22 protein-coding genes and 1 pseudogene are annotated in these 25,163 nt (G+C 52.3%); 7 read left to right on the plus strand and 16 right to left on the minus strand.

All coding sequences use genetic code 11. The annotated features are described in order from the left end of the window. The 6 genes from E1162_RS19580 to E1162_RS13270 form a co-directional block, all read right to left on the minus strand. Positions 1–249, minus strand: a 249-nt coding sequence (locus tag E1162_RS19580; protein WP_257098971.1) for a dihydroxy-acid dehydratase domain-containing protein, incomplete at its 3' end; no start/stop codon positions are given. 136 nt (positions 250–385) lie between these two features. Continuing rightward, a complete protein-coding gene (locus tag E1162_RS13250) occupies positions 386–1,726 on the minus strand; it encodes a TRAP transporter large permease (RefSeq protein WP_371311936.1) in 1,341 nt (446 codons plus the stop codon). Continuing rightward, positions 1,726–2,382 (minus strand): TRAP transporter small permease subunit, encoded by a 657-nt coding sequence (locus E1162_RS13255; RefSeq protein ID WP_371311933.1) that lies wholly within the window; start codon positions 2,380–2,382, stop codon positions 1,726–1,728. Before E1162_RS13255 ends, E1162_RS13250 begins: the two co-directional genes overlap by 1 nt. A gap of 99 nt (positions 2,383–2,481) precedes the next feature. Then, positions 2,482–3,501 carry a TRAP transporter substrate-binding protein gene (locus E1162_RS13260; protein WP_155131780.1) on the minus strand — a complete coding sequence of 340 codons (1,020 nt, stop codon included), beginning with the start codon at positions 3,499–3,501 and terminating at the stop codon, positions 2,482–2,484. An 89-nt stretch (positions 3,502–3,590) separates the two neighbouring features. After that, positions 3,591–4,343, minus strand: a complete 753-nt coding sequence (locus tag E1162_RS13265) for a FadR/GntR family transcriptional regulator (protein ID WP_155131783.1) — start codon at positions 4,341–4,343, stop codon at positions 3,591–3,593. A gap of 451 nt (positions 4,344–4,794) precedes the next feature. Continuing rightward, positions 4,795–5,700 (minus strand): dihydrodipicolinate synthase family protein, encoded by a 906-nt coding sequence (locus E1162_RS13270; RefSeq protein WP_155131785.1) that lies wholly within the window; start codon positions 5,698–5,700, stop codon positions 4,795–4,797. A gap of 588 nt (positions 5,701–6,288) precedes the next feature. Between E1162_RS13270 and E1162_RS13275 the strand changes: the two genes are divergently transcribed. The 6 genes and pseudogenes from E1162_RS13275 to E1162_RS13300 all read left to right on the plus strand — a co-directional run bounded on the left by E1162_RS13275 (position 6,289) and on the right by E1162_RS13300 (position 12,331). Then, complete coding sequence (locus E1162_RS13275; RefSeq protein WP_155131788.1) at positions 6,289–7,368, plus strand: ABC transporter ATP-binding protein; 1,080 nt, start codon at positions 6,289–6,291, stop codon at positions 7,366–7,368. A 10-nt stretch (positions 7,369–7,378) separates the two neighbouring features. Beyond that, the gene (locus E1162_RS13280; protein ID WP_155131791.1) at positions 7,379–8,455 is read left to right on the plus strand and encodes an ABC transporter ATP-binding protein; all 1,077 of its coding nucleotides are present in this window, start codon (positions 7,379–7,381) and stop codon (positions 8,453–8,455) included. A gap of 3 nt (positions 8,456–8,458) precedes the next feature. After that, positions 8,459–9,355: a carbohydrate ABC transporter permease gene (locus E1162_RS13285; protein WP_155131794.1), complete on the plus strand. Its 897-nt coding sequence runs from the start codon at positions 8,459–8,461 to the stop codon at positions 9,353–9,355. 104 nt (positions 9,356–9,459) lie between these two features. Next, positions 9,460–10,248, plus strand: a pseudogene (locus E1162_RS13290) (carbohydrate ABC transporter permease); the annotation flags it as partial. Positions 10,249–10,260: 12 nt separating this feature from the next. Further along, entirely contained in the window at positions 10,261–10,542 is a 282-nt protein-coding gene (locus E1162_RS13295; RefSeq protein WP_155131797.1) for a DUF2160 domain-containing protein, read from the plus strand. Positions 10,543–10,612: 70 nt separating this feature from the next. Next, positions 10,613–12,331, plus strand: a complete 1,719-nt coding sequence (locus E1162_RS13300) for an ABC transporter substrate-binding protein (protein WP_155131801.1) — start codon at positions 10,613–10,615, stop codon at positions 12,329–12,331. 81 nt (positions 12,332–12,412) lie between these two features. On the opposite strand, the gene E1162_RS13305 is transcribed toward E1162_RS13300, so the two are convergent. From E1162_RS13305 to E1162_RS13325, 5 genes are all read right to left on the minus strand, one after another. Beyond that, complete coding sequence (locus tag E1162_RS13305) at positions 12,413–14,173, minus strand: SulP family inorganic anion transporter (protein WP_155131804.1); 1,761 nt, start codon at positions 14,171–14,173, stop codon at positions 12,413–12,415. Positions 14,174–14,291: 118 nt separating this feature from the next. Beyond that, positions 14,292–14,627 carry a protein tyrosine phosphatase family protein gene (locus E1162_RS13310; RefSeq protein WP_155131807.1) on the minus strand — a complete coding sequence of 112 codons (336 nt, stop codon included), beginning with the start codon at positions 14,625–14,627 and terminating at the stop codon, positions 14,292–14,294. 11 nt (positions 14,628–14,638) lie between these two features. Further along, positions 14,639–15,523: an MBL fold metallo-hydrolase gene (locus E1162_RS13315; protein ID WP_155131810.1), complete on the minus strand. Its 885-nt coding sequence runs from the start codon at positions 15,521–15,523 to the stop codon at positions 14,639–14,641. Between the two features lie 198 nt (positions 15,524–15,721). After that, positions 15,722–16,396: a Crp/Fnr family transcriptional regulator gene (locus tag E1162_RS13320; RefSeq protein WP_155131940.1), complete on the minus strand. Its 675-nt coding sequence runs from the start codon at positions 16,394–16,396 to the stop codon at positions 15,722–15,724. Positions 16,397–16,494: 98 nt separating this feature from the next. Next, positions 16,495–17,484, minus strand: a complete 990-nt coding sequence (locus E1162_RS13325; RefSeq protein ID WP_155131812.1) for a 3-hydroxyacyl-CoA dehydrogenase family protein — start codon at positions 17,482–17,484, stop codon at positions 16,495–16,497. 218 nt (positions 17,485–17,702) lie between these two features. Between E1162_RS13325 and E1162_RS13330 the strand changes: the two genes are divergently transcribed. Then, positions 17,703–18,425 carry a SpoIIAA family protein gene (locus E1162_RS13330; RefSeq protein ID WP_155131815.1) on the plus strand — a complete coding sequence of 241 codons (723 nt, stop codon included), beginning with the start codon at positions 17,703–17,705 and terminating at the stop codon, positions 18,423–18,425. Positions 18,426–18,476: 51 nt separating this feature from the next. Here the strand turns inward: E1162_RS13330 and E1162_RS13335 are convergent, their stop codons facing one another. The 5 genes from E1162_RS13335 to E1162_RS13355 form a co-directional block, all read right to left on the minus strand. After that, a complete protein-coding gene (locus E1162_RS13335) occupies positions 18,477–19,772 on the minus strand; it encodes an amidohydrolase family protein (protein WP_155131818.1) in 1,296 nt (431 codons plus the stop codon). A 34-nt stretch (positions 19,773–19,806) separates the two neighbouring features. Then, the gene (locus tag E1162_RS13340; protein WP_155131821.1) at positions 19,807–20,748 is read right to left on the minus strand and encodes an ABC transporter permease; all 942 of its coding nucleotides are present in this window, start codon (positions 20,746–20,748) and stop codon (positions 19,807–19,809) included. Between the two features lies 1 nt (position 20,749). Further along, positions 20,750–21,841, minus strand: coding sequence for an ABC transporter permease (locus E1162_RS13345; protein WP_155131824.1), 1,092 nt, complete (start codon positions 21,839–21,841; stop codon positions 20,750–20,752). Further along, entirely contained in the window at positions 21,838–23,388 is a 1,551-nt protein-coding gene (locus E1162_RS13350; protein ID WP_155131827.1) for an ABC transporter ATP-binding protein, read from the minus strand. The genes E1162_RS13345 and E1162_RS13350 overlap by 4 nt, the downstream gene beginning before the upstream one ends. Positions 23,389–23,496: 108 nt before the next feature. Next, entirely contained in the window at positions 23,497–24,504 is a 1,008-nt protein-coding gene (locus E1162_RS13355) for a BMP family protein (protein WP_257098973.1), read from the minus strand. Positions 24,505–25,163 lie beyond the last annotated feature (659 nt).

Raw genomic sequence — 25,163 nt, forward strand, 5'->3', positions numbered from 1 at the left:
TACGGGAAATTCGAAGGCGACGCCGCCTGCTTCCAGTACGCCGCGCTTTACATGCTCAGCAACTTCACGGAAGTGCGCGTTGCACGGGGTAAATTCTGAATATGTCTGGGCGATGCCGATTACCGGACGACCGTCGAAGGTGTCATCAGGCAGGCCCTGATTGCGCATCCAGCTACGGTGGATGAAGGCGTCTTTATCTACGCCGCCAAACCATGCTTGAGATCGACGGGATGGCTTATGACTAGTCATTGGGAGTACCTATTTCACAGTGATGCAAGGAACTTGTGAGGCGTACAGCTTGAGAATGATGGATGTACGTCGATTTTGTTTTGGGAGGTTGGCTGGCGGCAGCCGCAATCCGCCGCCAGCATTTTTTTCGTTACTCCTAGAGCATCCACATAGAGATCTGTGGGAAGAATAGGAGGAGTGCCAGTACGCAAAGCTGAATGCAGATGAACGGGATCAGCGCCATGTAGATATCCTTCAAGGATATGTCTGGCGGGGCCACGCCCTTGAGGTAGAAGGCCGCCGGTCCAAATGGTGGAGACAGGAAGGAAACCTGCATGTTCACGCAGAACAGGATACCGAACCAGATTGGAGAGTAGCCGAGCTGAACAACGATTGGCACGAAGATCGGCAGACAGAGCATCGCGATACCGATCCAGTCGAGGAAGAGACCGAGGATCAGCAGGATACCCATCATCGCTAGGATGATAACTTCTGGCGAGGTGCCCATGCCAAGGATTGCAGCAGATACGAAGCGCGTACCGCCCATGAGGTTGTAAACGCCTACAAGGGTTGCTGCACCAATACCGATCCAGACGATCATACCGCAGGTGTTCATGGTCTGAACGACTGCTTTGTTGATTAGATCGAAGGTGAACTCGCGGCGGATGATGATGGAGATCAATACGCCGAATACACCCATTGCAGCCGCTTCGGTAACCGATGCGATACCGCCGTAGATGGAGCCAAGAACCATCATTGCCACCATGACCGGTAGAATGACAGATTTCATAGCTTTGAGCTTAACGCTCCAAGGCTGGTTTGCTTCTTCTGGCGGTAGGCCCGGACCAAGATCAGGGTTCAGATGACAGCGAATGAGAACATACGCCACATAGCTGAGCATCAAGATGGTTGCCGGGGTAACAGCTGCCACAAAGAGGTCTGCGATGGAAACGGATGCCATCAAACCATAGATGATGAGAACGATCGATGGCGGAACCATCGTACCAAGCGCACCACCGGCGCAGCACACACCGATTGCAATGTTGCGGTTATAGCCAAGGCGAAGCATCTGCGGCAGTGCGAGAATGCCGAGCAGAACGATTTCACCGCCGATAATACCGGACATTGCAGCAAGGAAGAACGCTACGAAGAGCGTTTGAACGGCGACACCACCTGGAATGCGACCTGCGAACAGGCGCATGGTGTTGAACAAGTCCTTGGCAATACCCGATCGGTCAAGGAGCGAGGCCATGAACACGAACATTGGCACCGCAACGAGCGAGTATTCGACAACGAAGCCGTAGATACGCGCCGTTACCAGCGGCAAGGCCATTGGGCCGAACCAACCGAAAGTGAAAATTAGCGCAACAAGACCAGTAACGAAGGCAAGCGGCAGACCGGTAAGGAGCAGAAGAAAGATACTGCCAATAAGTACATAAGTACCGGTTTCGATACCAAGCGCTTTGAGGTTTAGAAACTCATGCAGAAATTCAGCGATCATTTCTTGCCCTCCTCTGCATTAAGGAAGCGCTCGTCGCCGCCGCGCAGGAAGTAGATGAGGTGAAGAACGGTCTGCACAGTCATGGTGGCCAAGCTGATGAAGATGACAATCTTGATGTAGGCCGGGAATGGTGGGTTCCACGATGTGCCGGAACGTTCTAACTGTACTTCGCCGAATGGGTTGTGGGTCGCGGTGTCAACCATGACAGCAGCAGCATAGGCAAAGCCGAAGCAGAAGAGCAGCGTGATGAGACAGTTTAGAATGTCGAGATATCTGCGTTTGGAGATCGGCAGAGCATCATAAATCATGCGCACGCGGATGTGCTTGTCGCGGGCAAGTGCTACAGGACCACCAATAGCGAAGGAAATGGCAACAAGAAACACAACGGTTTCATGTACCCATGAGGTTGGGGAGTTGAAGAAATAGCGAGAGAACACTTCGACGACCGAAATCGCCATCGCGATGAAGATAATCCAGGCAATTACAGAGCCTACCTTGCAGATTTGGCGATCAAGCCACGTCCGCTGGATACCGTCCATGGCGTGTTCATCTTCAGGGAGACCACCCTGCATGTCTGGGGTGCCGTTTTCGGCTTTATCCGCCGTCATGTCGATGACCCTTATCCAAGGCACAGCCATAAAAATCCCGTTCACAGGGTTTTGCGCCCTGTGCTTGAGTAGCTATGCAGATGTCGGAATTAGAGAAGGAAGAGGTTGCGGACTTGCCGCAACCTCGAAGATGAAGACTTGGGCTTACATCAGGCCGCGAGCGGTGAGGAACTCGGTTGCGCTGTTGTAAACTTTGCCGCAAAGATCAGACTTTTCAGCCCAAACTTTCCATTCTTCTTTCGCGATGTTACGGAACTTCGCGCGTTCTTCTGGAGCCATGTCGATCATTTCTACAGATGGATCCTGACGGATCTGTTCAGCAGCTTTAATGTCGCGCTGTTTCAGGGTCAGAGCCATATCGTAAGCAAGAAGATCAACGGAGGTTTCAAGAATAACCTTCAGGTCTGCTGGAAGATTGTCCCAGATTTCCTTATTGATAGAGAAGTCCAGCATAGGCAGGGAGTGGAAGCCTGGATATGCAGGATATTTTGCAAACTTGTGCAGACCCATGTCGTGGTTGGTTGCCAGTACGGTGTAGTCAGCAGCGTCGATAACGCGTTTTTCAAGGCCGGTGTAAACTTCAGAACCTGGCAGGTTCACAGGAGCTGCACCTGCTTTCGCGAAGATTTCATAGACCATGCCTTCAGGAGCACGAACTTTAAGACCCTTAAGGTCGTCCATGGTGCGGATAGGCTTGGAGGATGGGAAGGACTCTACGCCGGTAACCAGAGTACCGATGAGGTGCACGCCGTATGGATGAACGAGTTCGTTATAGAGCTCTTCACCGCCGCCGTATTTCATCCATTCAAGGAATTCCAGTGGGTCGCCCCAAGCACCCACAAGGTTACCCATCATAGCAAATGCCGGATCTTTACCTGCAAAGTAGGATGGGTCATCCGACTTACCTTGCAAAATGCCAGCGCCAACAGCGTCAAGGGTTTGGTTGTGCGGAACAACAGCGCCGGTTGGCAGGAAGTCTACCTTGATGCGGCCGTTGGTCATGGTTTCGACCTTCTTGGCCCATTCCTGCTTCAGGATGAACTGTGGTTCACCTGCAGACTCAGATGCCTGGAAAGTCCACTCGTACTCAGCAGCACTCGCAGCGCCCCCGATTACAAGACCAGCTACAGCTCCCAGTGCCAGTGTCTTGAGTTTGCTAAGCATTATTTCCTCCACGAGGTTTGGTTTAATTGCTGCATCTCTCCCTAGTAGATGCAGTGCCTATCGCCACCGCGGCCCAAAGGGTCCCTTTGTTAAAGCGATGGAATCTCGAATGTATTTCGGTCGTAGTCTGTCAGGTTCAGGTCAAAAGCGGTTCTGTCGATAATGCGCAGAGCCGCTTCGCGTGCAGCTGATACCTGCCGTAGGCGAATAGCCTCCATAAGCGCTTTGTGGCGGCCCAAGCTGTCAGTCAGTTCATCTGCCTGCTCGGTTGTCTGGCGGATGATGTAGATCACCGCTGGCCGTACGCTGCGGGCAATCTGCACCCAAACAAGATTATGGCTTGCCTGATAGATCGCCTCATGGAAGTCACAGTCGTATTCTTGGAAATGACGGCCCCGCCATCTGCTGTCAGAGGACTTGGAAGCACGGTACATACCCTGCCACGCGTTCTCGATGAGCAGCAGATCATGCGCGGTTGCCTTGCGTGCTGCTTCCATAGCCAGAAACGGCTCGGTGGCAGCACGGAAATCAAAAATCTCTTTCGAAAATGGAAGCTCCGGCGTGCTGTATCGCGCAATCCACTCTGCAACCTGTGGTGCAAGAATGTTCCAGCTATCATAGGCTTGTACGCGAGTGCCTAAACCGGAAATTCGCTTGATAATGCCAAAGGAGTTAAAGGTCTCTAAGGCCCCGCGGACGGTAGCTCGGCTAATGCTGAACTGTTCTGCCAGATCAACCTCTTTGGGCAGAAAATCACCCGGCTTGATCTGTCCGCTGAAGAGCTGCTTGGCCAAAGCTTCAGTGGTTCTGTGTCTAAGATCTTGAACAGATGGTGCTCGCATAGACCTAGTAGCCTCCCGATGCTCAATGGCCTTATGTGTGGGAGAAAGCTAACTAAAACAGACATAGTCGTATATATGTCCCAATACCTATAGCGAAAGTAAAAGTAAGTTAAAAACGATTACGCTAGGGCATCTATAATGCGAACTATGCAATACATACATGTAATAATTATTTGATGAATCGTTTAATCACAAAGAGAACGTCAATAATATTTAACGTATATCACCGATAGTATGATTTGGTGCGACTATGTTGCGATTAGAGTGAAAGCATCTTTGATGAAATAGTATTTAATCGCTTATGCTGTTAAATATATTCGGTAAAATGAAAGTCCGGATATACCTTCCAAATGTCGGTTTGGAAATTTTCATGTCAGACATACTGTGAAATATTTCAGCAGATGATTGGCAAGGATAAGCCCGGAGCTGGTTAGCTGCGGGCCCATTTCTCTTAGTTCATGTTTGCATAGGGGCCGAGTCGCAGTGCCCATAGGCGACCCGCGTCAAGATAGAATCGGTCGTTACTGAGTGAATATGCACGGCATGGGCCTGCTGCCTCCAAGCCAATTCTTTCTGCAAAAAGCTGCTTGCCGTAGAACACGGCAGTCGCGATGGACTGCATTGAGTAGACGGCATATGGTAGAAACCTATGGTAGTATTCTTGTGCTGCTATTTCGTCGCCAGCCTTCAGCGCATCATAGAGTTTTATCTGCAGATCAGCGCAATCCGGGGCGGGTACAAGACCGGCGCACCCTGCTTTCAAATTGTCGTAAAGCTCTAGGCCGCCGCGGCCGTTGAAGACCTTAACCTTGCCTTCAAGAGCATCAACGTATGGCTTGACGTTTACGACCGGCCCCTCGCCTTTCATAACTTTAAAATTCGGCCGGAGGCGAGAAAGCTCTGTCAACTCCGGAACTTCCAAGCCGCAACCCATAAACTCCGGCGCGTTTTGAATGCCAGCGGGTATGCCGATGCTTTCCATTAGTCCTGCAAAGAACTCAAGAAGCTCGTTAGCTGGCGGCTTTTGCCCTAGTGGTGGCTGGAAGATAACCCAGCTCGCTCCCGCTTCTTCCGCGAAGCCCGCTAGTGCGCGTTGTTCCTCCGCTGTCCGTCCTGCGATAGTAGTCGCTACAGGCACATGCCCTGCCACTGCTTCTACAGTCCAGCGGATGATTTGTTTGCGCTCATCGGGTGTGAGTGATCCAACTTCGGTAACGAGGCCCAAAATGGCTATGCCGTGAGCGCCAGCGGCAAGGCAATGTTCGATCTGCTTTTGAAAGTTCGCTCGGTTGAGCGAGCCGTCCTCGTTAAAAAACGCATAGAGAATGGGGTAGATTCCACCTGGCTCGAACGACATTTCATCCTCCCGAAATCGTCACTGATGGTGTGAGAGGCAAGCGACTTGCTGCCCTGATGCTCAAGCCTAGGCAGAGGTTATATCGGTTCGCCAGTAGGGATTACTTCGTGCATTAGTTGTCGGATTTTATCGATGCTACGGGGCTTTGAAGCTTGCGTCAGAAGGTGCCTTTAGAGGTGAAATACCTGCGAGTTTTGTCAGCGGTAAACTGCACCTAAAGAATAGCCATGGGGAATTATATCGTGAATTGCGCCCATACTACTTTTCATGGTGGGATGAAGTCTTGGCGTGCGTGATTCTGCCTCTAGGTTTCGAATGTTATAAAAACGTCTGTATTCTGGTTTCGATTATTTTCATATTGACGAATAAGGAAACATACTGCAACGTTAACGCAGAGGGAGAAAAGCGGCGCGACGGGGCGCTGTTCATGTAATCAGGATACGTGCTTAGGGGCTTGAAGTACGTGTGCTGTGATTTTTTAGGGGTTTGATCAGTTTACCTTTGGCTTTTGTTCGCCATCGGGTCTGGATGCTGGACGATTTTGAAAAAGAATAGTGCTTTCAAAGCATATGCCTTGGGAGGGGCGGCATGCTGGAACTAACTGATGTAAGTAAGCAGGTGGGGGCTGAAACGCATATCGACAGCGTTTCACTGCGCCTTGAGGGAGGAACGCTCAACGTCTTGTTGGGGCCAACTCTTTCCGGAAAAACAACCTTGATGCGCATTATGGCGGGTTTGGATAAGCCGACGTCAGGCTCGGTTTATATGGACGGCGAAGACGTTACAGGTATAACTGTACGTAAGCGCGACGTCGCCATGGTTTACCAGCAATTCATCAATTATCCCTCCCTTACCGTTTATGAAAACATCGCCTCCCCGTTACGGGTTGCAGGCACAAAACCTGCGGAAATCGATCAGAAGGTTCGTTCTGCTGCCGAACTATTGAAGCTGACGCCTTACATGGATCGTCATCCTCTAGAGCTTTCCGGCGGTCAGCAGCAGAGGACTGCACTCGCCCGTGCCCTTGTAAAAGGTGCCCGTTTGGTGCTCATGGACGAACCGCTTGCAAACCTAGACTACAAACTGCGCGAGGAACTGCGCGCAGAATTGCCGAAGGTATTTGCCGAAAGCGGAGCTATTTTTGTTTACGCAACAACAGAGCCTGCCGAAGCTTTGCTGCTTGGCGGCAACACAGCAACATTGCATCACGGCAAGGTCAGCCAGTTTGGGCCGACGCTAGATGTCTACCGCAATCCGGTAAACCTTCAGACGGCGCGAACCTTCTCTGATCCACCTCTGAATACGCTCAGCATAGCAAAACGCGGCTCATCCTTTGATCTGGGAGAGAGCACGAGCGTTCCTGTTGCGTCGAACCAGCAGGCATTGGCTGATGGCACATACACTGCCGGTATTCGTCCGCATCACCTTTGGTTGGATCGGCCAAACGGCGAGTTTGTTGAGGTTACCGGAACCGTTGTGGTTTGCGAGATTACAGGCTCAGAGAGTTTCGTTCATGTCGATGTTCTCGGCCAGCGCTGGGTAGCCCTGACCCACGGCGTTCGTAATCTTGATGCTGGTTCTAGCGTTCCCGTTTATCTGCGCTCTAGCGATTTTCTTTTGTTTGATGAGCATGGCCAGCGGGCTTCTGCGCTCATGGAAGCGGCCTGAGGAGCGCACAATGGCACGTATCGAGCTAAGTCATATCCGCCACTCCTATAAGCCAAATCCCAAAAGTGATGAGGACTATGCGCTCAAGGAGGTCCACCAGACCTTTGAGGATGGCGGAGCCTACGCCCTTTTAGGTCCGTCGGGCTGCGGAAAAACGACGCTGCTGAATATCATTTCAGGGCTTTTAAAGCCATCAGAAGGCGACCTGCTCTTTGATGGAACGTCGGTTAAGGACTATTCCACGCAGGACCGGAATATCGCGCAGGTTTTCCAGTTCCCCGTCGTCTACGACACCATGACGGTTTACGACAACCTTGCTTTTCCTCTTCGAAACCGCGGCGTTCCGGAAGATGAAGTTGGCCGAAAAACGCGCGATATCCTTGAGCTTATCGCGCTGGAACATAAAGCGGGAAGCAAGGCGAAAGGTCTTGGCGCGGACGAAAAGCAGAAGATCTCGCTGGGGCGCGGTCTTGTTCGTTCTGATGTGAATGCCATTTTGTTTGACGAGCCGCTCACCGTCATTGATCCGCATATGAAGTGGGTTCTTCGCTCCCAGCTAAAAGAGCTGCACCGTCAGTTTGCTTACACCATGGTTTACGTCACCCATGATCAGACCGAAGCACTCACTTTTGCCGATAAAGTGGTGGTGATGCACGAGGGGCAAGTGGTGCAGGTGGGCACGCCGGATGAGTTGTTCCAGAACCCAGAACATACCTTTGTTGGGTACTTCATCGGCTCTCCGGGCATGAACATTTTGAAGTGCGCAATGAACGGCAACCAAGCCCGCATCGGTGAGCACACTATCGAGCTTAGCGGCCTAGGAAATCCTCCAGCCTCCCAAAACACAGAGCTTGGCATTCGGCCTGAATTTGTACGCCTGACTGAGGCAGGCAGCGGCATGCCTATCCAGATCCAAGCGGTAGAAGATGTCGGGCGTTACAAGATCGTCCGTGGTTTGCTTGATGGTTTGCCGCTTAACGCGGTGGTGCCGGAAGACCAAAGCATACCGGAAAGCGCGGCGGTGGAGTTCGATACTCAGCGTCTAAATCTTTACGCCGATAGCTGGCGCGTGGCGCGGGAGGCTTAAGCAATGGACAAGACCTTAAACAACAAAGCTTGGTTCATGGTGCTGCCCGTTCTTCTGCTGGTGGCGTTTTCTGCGGTAATCCCGCTCATGACGGTGGTGAACTACTCGTTTCAGGATTCTTTCGGCAACAACCAGTTCTTCTGGGCGGGGCTAGACTGGTTTCAGGAGCTTCTTCACTCCGAGCGCTTTCATAATGCGTTAGCCCGCAACCTCGTGTTCTCCGGCCTCATCCTTGCTATCGAGATTCCTCTTGGCATTTGCGTTGCGCTTTGTATGCCGCGCAAAGGTATTGGCGTGCCTATCTGTCTTGTTCTTATGGCACTGCCGCTACTTGTGCCATGGAACGTGGTGGGAACAATCTGGCAGGTGTTTGGCCGCGTGGATATTGGCTTGCTCGGCTATACGCTCAACGCTCTTGGCATCAACTACAACTACACGCAGGACTGGCTGGCCGCATGGATCACCGTTGTGGTGATGGATGTATGGCACTGGACAAGCCTTGTCGTGCTGCTGTGCTATGCGGGCCTTGTCTCTATTCCAGAGGCTTATTATCAAGCCGCGCGTATTGATGGCGCTTCCCGTTGGGCCGTGTTCCGTTACATTCAGCTACCAAAAATGCACCGCGTGCTTTTGATCGCTGTTTTGCTGCGTTTCATGGATAGCTTTATGATCTACACGGAGCCGTTTGTAGTAACGGGCGGCGGACCGGGCAACTCCACCACATTCCTCAGCATCGACTTGGTAAAGATGGCAATCGGTCAGTTTGATCTTGGGCCAGCAGCTGCCATGTCCCTCGTCTACTTCCTTATTATCCTGCTGTTTTCCTGGATTTTCTACACATTGATGACCCGCGATAGCGACAGCACTGCTAACGCGAGTAAAGGAGGGTCCGAGGCATGACAACAACTCTGGACGCTAATACTCAAACGCCGCCGGTAAATGCGAGTTCCAACAGAGAGGGTTTTCAGCGAAAGACCCGCTCCAAGGCCGATATCAGCCGCTTTTCCTTCTTGGTGCCAACGCTCTACATCGTGTTTTTGATGCTGCCGATCTACTGGCTCATCAATATGAGCTTCAAAACCAATCAGGAAATTCTGTCGGTGTTCAGCCTATGGCCGCAGAACCCTACTTTGGCGAACTACATCGTCATCTTTACAGATTCCAGTTGGTACAGCGGCTACATCAATTCCATCATTTACGTGGTGCTCAACACTGTCATCTCGGTAAGTGTTGCTTTGCCTGCTGCCTATGCGTTTTCTCGCTATCGGTTCCTCGGTGACAAACACCTGTTTTTCTGGTTGCTAACTAACCGGATGGCGCCGCCTGCTGTGTTTGCGCTGCCATTCTTCCAGCTCTACTCCGCCTTCGGTCTTATCGATACCCATATTGCAGTTGCGCTTGCGCACACGCTGTTCAATGTGCCGCTCGCCGTATGGATTTTGGAAGGCTTTATGTCGGGCGTACCGAAGGAAATTGATGAGACGGCTTATGTTGATGGCTACTCGTTCCCACGCTTCTTCGTGAAGATATTCATGCCGTTGATCGCAAGCGGCATTGGCGTCGCTGCCTTCTTCTGTTTCATGTTCTCTTGGGTCGAGCTTCTCATTGCGAGAACACTAACGACGACGGATGCAAAGCCTATTGCGGCGACGATGACACGAACGGTTTCCGCCTCAGGGCTAGACTGGGGCGTGCTAGCGGCAGCGGGTGTGCTTACCATTATCCCCGGTGCGCTCGTTATCTGGTTTGTTCGCAATTACATAGCCAAGGGCTTTGCCCTCGGGCGGGTTTAGGAGGGCGTACACATGGATCTTTCATGGATGGCATGGACCCAGCCTACCGCAATTTTCTTCATAACAATTGCCAGCCTTATTGCAGGCATGGCGGTGTGGGAATGGTTTGTTCCCGGTGGCAGCCCGCGCTTTGGCATATTGCGCCTACATACTACGCGCGGTGACCGCCTTTTTATCTCGCTGCTAGGCAGCGCGTTCATTTGTTTATTCTGGTTGGGATTTGTCGGGCCAAATCTCTGGTTTGCGCTCGGCGTTTGCCTTCTCTACGCCTTAGCGGTGTTTCGCTGGGTTTAGGGCAAAGGCACAGGTGCGTGGGGGGACATTGAGCCACGCGCCGCACTCTTGGGAAACTTGGGAGGTAAGAATGAGAGGTTCTTTATTGACCTCGGTTGCACTGGCAGGTCTGCTTGCTGCAACTGGTTCTGCATTTGCGGATATGGAAGCTGCGAAGAAATGGGTTGCGGACGAGTTCCAGCCATCGACGCTTTCTATGGACGATCAGATGAGCGAGATGGAGTGGTTTGTTAAAGCCGCTGAGCCGTTCAAAGGCATGGAAATCAAAGTGGTTTCCGAAACCATCACGACGCATGAATACGAAGCGAAGGTTTTGGCAAAAGCCTTTTCAGAGATCACCGGCATTAAGGTCACTCACGATCTGATCGGTGAAGGTGATGTTGTAGAGAAGCTTCAGACCCAGATGCAGTCTGGCGAGAACATCTACGATGCATACATCAACGACTCCGATCTGATCGGTACCCACGCCCGCTACCAGCAGGTTCGCAACTTGACTGACTGGATGGCGAACGAGGGTAAAGACGTTACTCTGCCTACGCTGGATGTAGAGGACTTCATTGGCCGTTCGTTCACAACCGGCCCGGATGGCAAGCTCTACCAGCTTCCTTCCCAGCAGTTCGCGAACCTCTACTGGTTCCGCTATGACTGGTTCTCAAACCCAGAAATCAAAGCTCAGTTCAAAGCCAAGTATGGCTATGAGCTTGGTGTGCCGGTCAACTGGTCTGCTTATGAAGACATCGCTGAGTTCTTCACCAACGATGTGAAAGAGATCGACGGCGAGAAAGTCTATGGCCACATGGACTACGGTAAAAAAGACCCGTCTTTGGGTTGGCGCTTTACTGATGCCTGGCTTTCTATGGCTGGCGCTGGCGACAAGGGCATTCCAAACGGCCTACCAGTTGACGAATGGGGCATTCGTGTTGACGGCTGTTCGCCGGTTGGCTCTTCCGTTGAGCGCGGCGGTGCAACCGATGGACCGGCCGCTGTTTACTCCATCAACAAGTACATTGACTGGCTGAAAAAGTACGCTCCGCCTGAAGCTCCGGGTATGGTGTTCTCCGAGGCTGGCCCAGTTCCTGCTCAGGGTTCTGTTGCTCAGCAGATCTTCTGGTACACCGCGTTTACCGCAGACATGGTGGCTGACGGCCTACCAGTTGTGAACGAAGATGGCACTCCAAAGTGGCGCATGGCTCCTTCTCCGAAAGGTTCTTACTGGGAAGAAGGCATGAAGCTGGGTTATCAGGATGCTGGTTCTTGGACGCTGATGAAGTCCACTCCGGAAGACCGTGCAAAGGCAGCGTGGCTTTATGCCCAGTTCACCGTTGCAAAGTCTACTTCTCTGAAGAAGTCCCACGTTGGCCTCACCTTCGTTCGTGACAGCGATGTGCGTCACGAGTCCTTCACAGAGCGTGCGCCAAAGCTGGGCGGTCTGGTGGAATTCTACCGCTCCCCTGCCCGCGTACAGTGGACACCAACTGGCACCAACGTTCCTGACTATCCAAAGCTGGCTCAGCTGTGGTGGCAGAACATTGGTGATGCTTCTTCCGGTGCAAAAACTGCTCAGGAAGCAATGACTGCTCTGGCAACTGCACAGGATAAGGTTCTGGCCCGTCTTGAGCGCGCAGGCGTTCAGGGGGAATGTGGTCCAAAGCTGAACGAGCCACAGTCTCGCGATTACTGGCTGTCTCAGCCGGGCGCGCCAAAGGCAAAGCTCGACAACGAGAAGCCACAGCCGATCACCGTTGATTACGACGAGTTGATCAAAAGTTGGGCTGACGCAAACAAGTAAGCTTTAAGTGCTTATGGCAAAAGAAGAACGGGCCGATCTCTCGGCCCGTTTTTTGTTGGCTGCTCTGTAAAAATGGCAGTGTCACGAGGCCAACAGGGTCCTGCGGGCTTTCTCCCCCTCGATGATTTCAGGAGCCAAAGCTTCATAGGCTTGGTACTGGGAAAGGAATACCCCACCTGTTAAATGCTCAACAAAGTCAGTGCGTTGAAGGCGATCCATCACAGGCCCCTTCACCTCTGAAAGGTGTAGAAGAACGCCCATATCCTTCAGCCGCAAATTAATCGCTTCAAGGGATTCCAAAGCGCTGAGGTCTAGAGCGTTGACCGCAGAGCACATCAGCACAACGTGTTTGATCGGTTGATCTTTGGCAACACGGTTATAGATGGTGTCTTCCAAAACGCGGGCGTTAGCAAAGTAGAGGCTCTCATCAATGCGGATGCTAACAAGGCTTTCCACCGTCAGCACTTTGTGACGGTTGATATTGCGGAAATGTTCCGTACCGCTCACCAAGCCAACCTCGGCAACATGGGGACGAGAGGTCTTGAAGAAAAACAGCACAATGGAGGTGATCACGCCAACACTGATGCCAAGTTCCACTCCGAAGAAAAGGGTAACAAGAATAGTCGCAGCTACCGCGCTGAAGTCCTTTTTGGAGTAGTTCCACGTCTTCTTCAAAATTGAGAAGTCTACCAACGAAAGGACAGCCACGATGATTGTCGCTGCAAGAGTTGCCTTTGGAAGGTAGAAAATCAGAGGTGTTAGGAACAAAGCAGCAAACGCAAGGCCCATTGCCGTGTACGCGCCTGCTGCCGGAGTTCTGGCTCCAGCATCAAAGTTGACAACAGAACGGGCAAAACCGCCCGTAACCGGATAACCGCCTGTGAAAGCCGCGCCGATGTTTGCAGCGCCAAGGCCGATGAGCTCCTGATCAGGATCGATCCGCTGGCGCCGCTTTGCTGCCAAGGTCTGCGCGACAGAAACGGACTCCACAAAGCCAACGACAGAGATCAGCAGCGCTGGCATGAAGAGCGCTTCAATCAGGCCGAAGTTCAAATTCGGCATTACCAGCGGCGGCAAACTTTGAGGAACGTGGCCGACGATCTGAACGCCCTTGTCATCAAGCTTGAAAAGGTAAGCGAGAAGCGTCGTCATGAAGACTGCAAAGACAGGACCGGCCTTTGTGATGTTGCCTGCTAAGGTAGCGCCAAAACCGAGCCGGAAAAGCGCCGGTTTGAGGCCAGTTCGCATCCAAAACAAAGCCAAAAGCGCGCCACTGCCCACCGCTACCGTATAGAAATTGACTGCTCCCATGTTAGAAGCGAGCGAGAGCAAAACCTCCCATAATGTATGGCCGTGCGCATCTACACCAAGGACGTGCTTAAGCTGGCTTGCGGCGATCAATATTCCCGATGCTGTAATGAAACCTGCAATCACCGGATGGGAGAGGAAGTTGGCAAGAAAGCCCAGTTTAAACAAACCCATAACCAGCAATATACCGCCGGAAATAAGGGCAAGTGTAAGGGCCGCCGAAATGTAATCAGCGGTGCCGCTTTGCACGACTTGCCCCAACGCTGCGGCAGTCATAAGCGATACCACCGCAACTGGACCTACCGCCAAAACACGGCTGGTGCCGAAAATGGCATAAAGCACGATCGGCGCGATTGAAGCATAAAGCCCAGCTTCTGGCGGCAGACCTGCGAGGAGAGCATAGGCAAGGCTTTGAGGAATAAGCATTATAGTGACGATAACGGCTGCAATGCCATCATCCATCAGCATGGTTTTATTGTAGGTCCGTCCCCACTCCAGAACAGGAACAAGGCGGCGAAGCTTTGAGGGTATCATGTGAGCACACGGGTAGCGTTCCTTGAACGGGGCGAACAAGGTAAGTCTATGATATGGATACTGTAATTTGCCTCAAGTAGTGCCTTGAGCGCTACCTAAAACAACAGGTGCGGCAATCTTAGCTGGCTTGTGAACTCGCTGACCAAAGGAGAGTACAGCGAGCGCCAGAGCGGCAATACGCAAATATCGGCTTCGGCAGTTCCTCCAGCTGTCTGTTAAACTCTTCAATAACAGCGAGCGAAAGATTGTGCGAAGAGATCGGTAGGAATCCAAAGCCCATACCCAGAGCTTTGGCCGCTGCGGCTACTTCCTCATAATCCGGCTGGCCGAACTCTTCTGCGTTCGGTCGGTTGCACATAATGCTACCGAAGCCCATTTCTTTAATATCTGCAACGTCTTGCGCGGTGATTTGACCTGCTACAGAGAAGTCGCTTGAAAGCTCTCTAATTTGCATCTGTCTTCTCCTTACAGCTTGTTCAGCGGCACTTTGAGTACCGGATTTCCATCTTCATCTGTCGGAACTTCGCCTGCCCGCATGTTCACCTGCAAAGATGGAATAATCAAACGAGGCATCTGTAATTGCTTGTCCCGCTCTGTCCTGAAGGCGATAAAGTCTTCGCGGCTGGTGCCAGCCTTGACGTGGATGTTTCTGTCTTTTTCCGCAGAAACCGTTGTTTCCCATTGGATTTCCCTGCCGTTCGGGCCGTAATCATGGCACATGAACAGGCGCGTCTCATCTGGAAGAGAAAGGACTTTCTGGATGGAGTCGTAAAGCACACCGGCATCACCACCGGGAAAATCAGCCCGAGCAGAACCTCCATCCGGCATAAACAGAGTATCGCCAACAAAAGCGGCATCACCCATCACATGCACCATGCAGGCGGGGGTGTGACCGGGAGTGTGGAGCGCGAGAACCTCCATATTTCCAACGCTGTAGGTATCGCCATCTTTGAAGAGACGATCAAACTGGCTACCGTCGCGCTGGAACTCTGTTCCCTCGTTAAACACCTTGCCGAAGGTTTCCTGCACCGTAATGATATGTTCGCCGATGCCGATTTTTCCGCCAAGCTTTTCCTGAATGTACGGCGCTGCGGAAAGGTGGTCTGCATGGACGTGCGTCTCAATCAGCCACTCAAGCTTGAGGTCATTTTGCTTAATGTATTCAATGATCTCGTCCGCATGAGCATAAGAGATACGTCCGGCGGCGTAGTCAATGTCCAGAACCGAGTCTATCACCGCAGCAGCATTGCTATCTGGGTCTTTGACCACATAGCTGATTGTGTTGGTATCTGGATCAAAGAACGCCTTAACCTGCGGGCGCTTAGCCAAATCGATCGCAAAAGTAGACATGATCTCCCTCACTCAAATGACAGCGTACCTTGGAAGCAACCTTAGCCCGAAGCGTTAGTGTGAACTCTAACGCTATTTTCGCCTGCCAGCTGCGATTCCTTTAGTAAATCTGCATAAAAGATAGAGGGTGCTTTGGTGCCCTTCAGTGACGATGTCACCAAAGGGACCAAATTGCAGATATCAATTGAAGATTTGCAGTTAAACGATTGTGTCTGATAGCTTCTTAAGGGCCGAGGTATCCTGCAATGCAATCTGGCCTCTGGACTGATTAATCCAGTTTCTACGCTGGAACTCCCTTAGTTGACGGGAAATTACCTCTCTTGCTGTTCCAAGCTCTGCTGCCAGTTGCTGGTGCGTACTGACTACGAGATCGTCGTCTCCAGCAAGTTGAAGCAGTTTATCAGCAAGGCGAATGTCCATGCGCTGAAACGCAATTTCTTCAATTACAAGAAAGAGATCGGTGATGCGCTTTGAGTAGGCGGAGAAAACAAACTGCCTGAATGTATCTGAGGTTGCTACCAGTTCGTCAAAGACGCTGCGCGGTATAGCTGCAGCAACAATGTCTGTCTCTGCTATTCCCTCGGCTGAGTAGTCTTCATAGGCCAGCAGGCAAGCTGTTGTTAAAACGCAACTTTCGCCAGCATAAACGCGGTAGAGAACAATCTCGCGTCCGCTTTCCGAGATTTGCTGAACGCGCACAGTTCCGGATAGCAGGAGCAGCAAATATTCCGGCTTTTTATCTGGTCCGAAAATCACAGTGTCTTTGGAAAGACTTACAACAGAACTGCCACTAACCAGTCTATCTCTAATGCCCGCCTCAAGCTTCATAAGGCCGGTAAAACGGTCGATCCAGTTTTCGGTTGCTGTGTTCATCATTCCCTGCCTGATCCGAGCCTGCCCTGCCAAAAAGATAGGGCAGGCCCGATCAAACGACAATGATCTGAAGGTGCTTCTTCAGCAACTCTTCGTCATCAATCCATGACGATGCGTCCGCCCTTATTGATCTTCATGCGGCGCACGATTTCCTTATCGCGTTCAGCCTTGAAGACATCCTGATCGCGTTCTTTCCAGTTATAAAAGCCTTGACCAGATCGCATTCCGGTATGGCCTTCTTTAAGGAAGAGATCACCAACTGGGGTCTGCGATGGGCTGCTTGCAGTGCAAAGGTCTGCCCACACGGCGTTAGCTCCGGCGCTGTTTTGCAAATCAAGACCAGAAAGATCGGCGTGCTCGAATGGTCCCATAGCAGGAAGACGCGCGGCGTAGCCCTGACGCATGATTGTATCGCAAGCCTCTGCTGTTACAAGACCTTTGCCAACAAGGTCTGCAAACTCGCGTAGAATGACGTGCTGAATGCGGGCGAACAGGAAGCCCGGAATATCCGGGCAGCGCACTGGCGCTTTTCCGGTTTCTTCCAGTAGCTTGGTCAGCGCTGCGGTTGTTTCTTCGCTGCTCTGATCACCTGGAACAACTTCCACCAGCGCCATAAGATGAGCTGGCTGGATGTAGTGCGCCACGCAGAACTTTTCTGGACGCGCCAAACCGTTTTGCAAGTCGCGTGCACAAAGCGCCGATGTTGTACTTGCAATGATAGTTTCAGGTGAAGAGAGAGCCTCTACCTCTTTGAAAATGCTCTGTTTCTGGTTGAAGTCTTCAACGATTGCTTCAATTACGAAACTGGCATTCTTTACAGCACTTGCCAAGTCGCTGGTGCATGTCAGACGAGCCAGTACGCCTTCTTTTTCAGAGGCAGCGGCGAGACCTTCACCTACCAGAAAGTCAAAAATATCGACGAAGGTTTCCTTCGCTTTTTCAAGGGCTTCTGCGCGGCGTCCCCAAAGCGCAACAGGCTTGCCGCCAAACGCCAAAGAAAACGCAATCTGCACACCCATTGTACCGGTGCCAAGAACAGCACAGGCACCATTTTCAGCTGATGTAGTTGTATCGTTAAGGGTGCTCATGTCTTCTCCCAAAGTGATAAGCCCTGATAGTGCCTCTAGGGCTATTACCGGAACCTTCTAGCGTCCACTTAGGGTAAACGCGCAGGGGCAATTCCTGTTTTCAATTCCGGCTTTGGGCGGTCTCGTCAAATTGTCGTCAACCTTAGGGCTATCTATTTCATTGGGCATAAGATTTTTTTGCTAGTCTAGGTGCGGCTATCAAATTTAGGAGAACGGCAATGATTGAAGAAATAACCGGCCGCCCTGAAGGTACCTATGAATTCCGCTTTACCGGCACCATTAGTCGCGATGATTATGAGAAAGTCCTCGTACCGCGCCTGCAAGCCGCGTTCGACAATGGAGAGCACGTAAAGGTTCTGGCCCATTTGGACGAAGGCTTTGAAGGCTATGACCTCAAAGCAGCGTGGGATGACACCTATCTTGGTTTGCACCACTGGCATGGTTTTGAGCGCATAGCAGTCGTTACAGACACTGGTTGGGTTCGCAATGCTATCCATGCGATGGCGCTGATGATGCCGTGTCCCGTTCAGGTTTTCTCCAACAGCCGTTTGGATGAAGCACGGCTGTGGCTGAGCGAGTCTATGGGTAGCATTCATGCCAAGGTGGAAGATGGCATCTTGAAATTGACCATGCTTGGTAAGCTAGAACCTTCTTCCTACGATAATATCGAAGAAGACCTAAACCGCTACTTCTCCAGTGAAGACAACAACAAGCTACTGATTGATCTAAGGGAATTTGAAGGTTGGGAAGGCTTGAGTGCATTCTCTGAGCACCTTGCACTGGTACGCAAGAACCGGAAATTTCCTGACCGCGTTGCAGTTGTAGGAAACAAACGCTGGCAGCACGTGGCCGAAAGCGTGTTTGCGGTAATTCTTCATGCCAAGGTGGCATATTTCCGCGGAGATGCTGTTAAAGAAGCCGAAAGCTGGCTGAAAAGCTAAACATGAAAAGCTCGCGCTGCAGAGTTGGCGCGAGCTTTCCCTTGAATACTTTTATTCCGCTGAAACAGGGTGGTAATCCGCAGCGTTCACTGTCTGTGGCCGTCCGTCCAGAGCAAGTGTGCTTAGACGCGGTTCGGAACGGGCAATAACGCGCCCTTTTCTAACCACCGCCAGCCTATTTGGTTTCAGGCGTATTGCTTCAATCGGGTCTTTCGCTTGCAGCAAAACAAAATCTGCATTGCAGCCAACTTCAACACCATAGCCATCAAGATGCATGATCTTGGCCGGATTATGCGTAATTGCATCAAAGGCATAGCGCATGTCATCTCTTGATGTCATCTGAGAGACGTGCAGCCCCATGCTGGCAACTTCAAGCATGTCTGCATTGCCGAGCGAGTACCATGGGTCCATCACACAATCATGACCGTAGGCTACATTGATACCGTAGCCACGCATCTCTGGCACACGGGTTTGGCCTCTCCGTTTCGGATAGGTGTCATGGCGGCCCTGAATGACGATATTGATCAGCGGGTTCGCGGTCGCTGAAACCTCTGCCTCCGCCATCAAAGGCAGGAGTTTGGAGACGTAGTAATTGTCCATGGAGTGCATGGAGGTAAGGTGAGAGCCGTTTACGCGGCCTTGCAAACCGAGCCGCTGGGTCTCGTAGATCAACGCTTCGATATGGCGAGACATTGGATCGTCGGTCTCATCACAGTGAATGTCCACCAGCAAACCGCGATCGGCTGCGATCTCGCAAAGATCCTTCATTGAGCGAGCGCCATCTGCCATTGTCCGCTCGAAGTGGGGAATGCCGCCGACCACATCAACGCCCATATCCAATGCGCGTTCTAGATTCTTTTGCGCTGTCGGGTAGCGGTAGTAGCCATCTTGCGGGAAAGCTACCAGCTGAAGGTCGATATACGGCGCAACTTTCTTCTTCACCTCAAGAAGCGCTTCAACCCCGATAAGGCTGTCATGGCAAACGTCAACGTGCGTGCGAATTGCTAATAGCCCTTGAGAGACCGCCAGATCGCAGTAGCGAAGGGCGCGCTCAACCACCGCCTCTACGGTTAGTAGCGGCTTTAGTTCCCCCCAAAGCTGGATGCCTTCCAGCAGTGTTCCGCTTCGATTTAGCCGTGGCAGGCCAAGGGAGAGCGTTGCATCCATATGGAAGTGAACGTCTACGAACGGCGGGCAAACAAGATAGCCTCCGGCATCGATAACCGTTCCTGCTTCCTGAGTGATCCCGCGCTCGATGGCCGTAATGCGACCGCTGGATACTGCGATGTCTACACCGATCTCGCCAGAAGCGAGCGTTGCGTTTTTGACCAGTAGATCAAGAGACATAATGGTGTCCTCTTATTAGGCTGCCGAGCAGTACTCAGCGCTGGCCGGGGAAGTAAGGTTGTAGCAATGCGCGCGGGTAGTCTGCTTTGCGGGCAACGAGTACAAGCGCGATGATAGAAAGGACATACGGAACCATCAAGAAAACCTGAGAGGGAACCGCTGCGCCTACTTCGTTCTGCAAACGGATTTGGAAAGCGTCAAACGCGCCGAATAGCAGCGCACCGAGCAGAGCCTTTCCGGGTCTCCATGAGGCAAACACCACAAGCGCAATGCAAATCCAGCCGCGGCCGTTGATCATGCCAAAGAAGAACGCATCAAACGCCGACATGGTGAGAAATGCCCCGCCCAGTGCCATGAGCGCGGACCCTGCCATGATCGCGCCAATGCGCAGGCCGTAGACCGATAGCCCTTGTGCTTCGACAGCGGCGGGGTTGTCTCCAACGGCGCGGATCGCAAGACCAAGAGGCGTCCTGTAGAGAACAAAGGCTACCGCCAGCACCATAAACAGCGCAAGGAACGTCATTGCCGTTTGGCTAAAGAGTGCTTCGCCAATGAATGGTAGATCGCTGAGCATTGGAATATCCAATGGCTTGAATGCCTCGATACGCGGCGGGGACGTTACATCTGGCAGAGCAGTTCTGTAGGTGTAGTAGCTTGCAGCCGTTGCAAACATTGTAATGCCTAAACCGGAGACGTGCTGAGACAGGCCAAGAGGCACTGTCAAAATGCCATGCACGAGACCGAATAGCGCTCCGCAGCCTGCGGCAACAGCAACCCCGCCCCATAGGCTTGCGCCCAGCCAAACGGCCATCCAGCCAGACATAGCACCAACAACGAAGATGCCTTCAATACCGAGGTTTAGCACCCCGGCCCGCTCACAGATAAGCGCGCCCAAAACACCGAAGATCAATGGCGTTGCGATGCGGATGGCGGCTTGCCAGAAACTCGCGTTGAGGAGGATGTCTAGATACTCCATCTCAGATCTCCTTCTCTCGGGCCGCTTTGGGCAAACGCGGGGTGATGAAACGGATTTTGTAACGAACGAATACGCTGGAGATCAGAACGCAGAGCAGCGATAGGGCAACCACGAGGTCTGCGATGTAGTTGGAAACGCTCATGGCGCGGCTCATGCTATCAGCGCCAACAAAGACCGCCGCGATGAAAACAGCAGCGACGATTACGCCGATAGGCGATAAGCCCGCCAGCATAGCCACCACGATGCCAGAGTAGCCAAAGCCCGGCGAAATGTCGGAGGTAAGATATCCCTTAAGGCCTGCCACTTCGCTAACGCCTGCTAGGCCAGCCATAGCACCAGAAATCAAACCGACCTTTATGTAAGTTGCGGTAACAGGAATGCCAGCGTGGCGCGCAGCGGATACGTTTTCACCAAGTGCGCGCATTTCAAAACCCCAGACACTGCGGGTCATGATGATGTAGAGCAGGAGTGCAGCGCCGAGCGCAATGATAAGGCCCCAATGCACGCGCATTCGGGCAAACAACTTTGGAAGCGTAGCCTCTGGAGACATAGGCTCTGACTGCGGCCAACCCATGCCCATTGGGTCCTTCATTGGCCCTTCCAGCATCATTTGTACAAAAAGCAAAATAATGAAGTTGAGCAGAAGCGTGGTGACGACTTCGTCCGCTCCTAGCTTTGTCTTCATCAGCGTAGGAACCAGCATCAGCAGCCCGCCAGCGAGCATGCCGCTAAGCATGACAAGCGGGATCATTATGGCAGGCGGCGCGTTGATTGCACCCGACCCTATGGCAACCGCAGCTAAGGCTCCCACATAAAGCTGACCTTCCGCCCCGATATTCCAGAGTTTTGCTTTAAAGGCGACAGCAGCAGCCAGTCCTGTGAGGATGAGCGGCGTTGCTCTCGTCAAAAGCTCGGAGACCGCAAAGGCAGAACCGAATGCCCCTTTCCACATGCTGACATAGGCCGAGCTGATATCAGCGCCAGCAGCGTAAAGAGGTATGGCGGCGAGTCCAAGGGCCGCGACCGCAGCCAAGACCGGTACGAAGAAGGCGTAGAGATGGGAAACGTTTTGGCGTGGCTCAATGCGGATCATCCTGCCAACTCCTTGTTTGCCGGGTGACCGGCCATCATTAGGCCAAGCCTCTGTTTATCTAGTGTTTCTGTCGGAGCAGGTGCAGAGATCTGTCCTCTATGGATTACAGCAATGCTGTCACAAATGCGGAGCAGCTCATCGAGATCCTCAGAGATGACTAGAACAGCGGCGCCCCTGTCTCTTGCCGCTATCAAACGACGATGCACCTCTGCTGTCGCGCCAACATCAAGGCCGCGGCTAGGTTGAGCGGCCAGAACGACCTGCGGTTCCTGATCCAGAGTGCGGGCAAGAACGATTTTCTGGATGTTACCCCCGGATAGAAGGCGTGCTCGTGCGGATGGCCCCGGGCAGCGAATGTCGTAGGCTTGAATTGCTTCTACCGCGCGCTTCTTGATCTCACCAAAGCGCAGCATGCCGAAGCGCGAATATGCAGGCGAGCGTATTTCCTCGATAACCAGATTATCAGCAACGCTCATAGCACCGACGATACCGTCATGATGGCGATCCTCAGGAATGCGGGCAACGCCTTGTTTGATGACGCCTGCAGCATTGCGCGATAGGGGCGTTCCATGAAGTTCGACGGCTCCAGATGTCGGTTGTTCCAGGCCGGATAGCAGTTTGGAGAGTGTGCCCTGCCCGTTACCAGAAACACCGGCAAGACCGAGGATCTCTCCAGAGCGAAGGGAAAAGTCTACGTTGCTTAGCGCCTCGCGTCCCGTTCCTGCACTTACTCCGCGGAACATGAGAGTGGCAGGCCCCGGTGTTGCCGCATCACGGGTAGGTACGTCTACACTGTGGCCAACCATCAGGTCAGCAAGCAGATTGCGGTCGCAAATTGAGGTTTCAAGATCGGCTACGAGTTCCCCATGGCGCAGTACCAGAACACGGTCTGAAGCGCTTAGAACCTCAGCCATCTTGTGGGAGATGAAGATGATGCCGAGGCCGTTCGCCGCAAGTAGCTCAAGCGTTTTGAATAGTCCCTCAGATTCCTGCGGCGTGAGAACCGCCGTTGGTTCATCAAGAACGAGGATGCGGGCATCGCGATAGAGCGCCTTCAAAATTTCAACGCGCTGCCGTTCACCAACAGCCAGCTTGGAAACTTGCTGGTTGAGGTCCACCTCAAGCCCTGACTTGGCCATCAGCGCTTGCAGTTTAGTGCGAGCAGCTTTTCGGCTCCATCTTGGCTTCAAAAGGGGTTCGGTTCCCAAGAGAATATTATCAAGGGCGCTAAGGTTCTCAGCGAGGGTGAAATGCTGGTGAACCATGCCGATACCAGAGGCAAGAGCAGCGTGCGGAGTGCCAGGTTCCAGCGCTTCCAACGTACCCTCGGAACTTTGCACCCAAATGCCGCCTTCGTCTGCCACATAGTGACCGAACAAAATGTTCATCAGGGTCGTTTTACCTGCCCCGTTTTCACCCAGTAAGGCAATAATCTCGCCCGAATACAGGTCAAGGCTGATATCGGAGTTGGCGATCAGCGGCCCGAACCGTTTGGTAATGGCCTGCAATGAAAGCAGCGGGGTCCGCTCCCCTTCCTGCTGTGTCATGAGCCCTCTTTAAACAACAGCTGAATTCATAAGTTAGCGTCCCAATCTCGCAAAAGCGTAAGGACGCGGAAAAATGGCCGGGGACTGACCCGGCCATTGATGCTTTGATTACTTGGTGGATTTTGGTTCGCTGTCGTCAATTTCGACAGTAAACGAACCATCCATGATGGCAGCCTCTTTGGCCTTCACAGCCTCCAAAACATCTGCTGGAATGATGGTTTCATCGAATACAAGCGTGGAACCACCCGGCTGCATGTAGCTGTAGATGCCGTAGTTATCGGCTTTGAAATTACCAGCCTTTACAGCCTCAATCGCCTTCTGTGCGGTTGGCTCAAAGTGCCAGATTGCTGAAGCCAAAATGGTGCCCGGATAGTCAGGGGCCGTATCAATCACGTTGCCGATGGCGTAGATGCCCTTTTCCTTGGCTGCATCAGAAACACCAAAGCGTTCTGCGTAGAGGATGTCCGCGCCGTTATCGATCATCGCGTAGGCAGCTTCTTTGGCTTTTGGCGGATCGTACCAAGAGTTGATGAAGTTCACGATGAACTTCACATCCGGGTTAACCGACTGTGCGCCAGCCATAAAGCCGTGCATCAAGCGGTTCACCTCTGGAATAGCAAAACCGCCGACCATGCCGATGGTGTTGGACTTGGTCATTGCGCCTGCAATCATGCCAGAGAGGTAGCTAGGCTCGTGAATGTAGTTATCAAAAACTGCAAAGTTTGGCTCTTCAGGACCAAAAGATGAGCCCATGAGGAACGCAACTTCTGGATACTCTGCTGCTACCGCACGTGCTGCACGTTCAACGGCAAAGGACTCACCAACGATGAGCTGGTGGCCAGCTTCTGCGTACTCACGCATTACGCGTTCATAGTCGGTGTTCGCTGTATTTTCCGAAAAGACATACTCAATCTGGCCAGCTTCTTCAGCCGCCTTCAAGGCTTGGTGGATACGTCCCACCCACTGCTGCTCTACCGGAACCGTGTAGATCGCGGCTACCTTGAGCGGTTCATCCGCTTGTACTGGGGCGGAAGACAGCCCGAAAACAGCTGTTCCGAGTGCTGCAACAGCAACAACTGCTGTCTTAGCCCAACCAAAAAAGAATTTTTTTAACATAAGCCCTCCTGCTAACCGTTGGTTTAGGGTCGCGCGGAGCCACATTTAATAGATGCGGCAGTTACCTGCCCCTTCTTGCAATACTGAAAGGCTGCTAGAATCGAATAAGGCATTAAAAGTCTGTTATAAGAAGACTCCTTTTGCCTGACTAGTGTGAATTCTCGGCGGTTCATCTTATCATTTTGTCCGATACACTAGCGTAAGTTTTAGATGCGCCGCTTCGGCCTGCGGTGCGACCGCTAGATCGTCTATCATCCTGCTTAAATCTACGCCCGCCTTTCTATGGGAAAGCTAAAGCCGTTGGTTGCGCGGTCCAATGCAAATGAAGCCATGCACACAAGAGAGAAATCCCCATGGGTGTGGGTTAAGCTGAAAAATTTTTGCAGCTTTCGTTGTGGGTGAGCTGTAGAAAATTAGCCTTACGGAGCTAGCCGTATGTAGTAATATATTTAGAAAATTGGCGGCCCAATTCAATGAAATTAAAGAGAAATTGCCGTTTTAGTGTGGCTGAATGCACCCGTCATGGTGTTGGCTTAAATGTGCCCTAAAGTCGCCAATATATTACAGGAAGAAAGAGTGTAGGTGCAAACGCGTATTTGGCTTTATTTGGTTGACCAATTGGCCTTTTCCGGTTGTTATGACCTCAGCGGCACTGATCC

Source organism: Pseudovibrio flavus, from assembly GCF_009711345.1.
Classification (GTDB): domain Bacteria; phylum Pseudomonadota; class Alphaproteobacteria; order Rhizobiales; family Stappiaceae; genus Pseudovibrio; species Pseudovibrio flavus.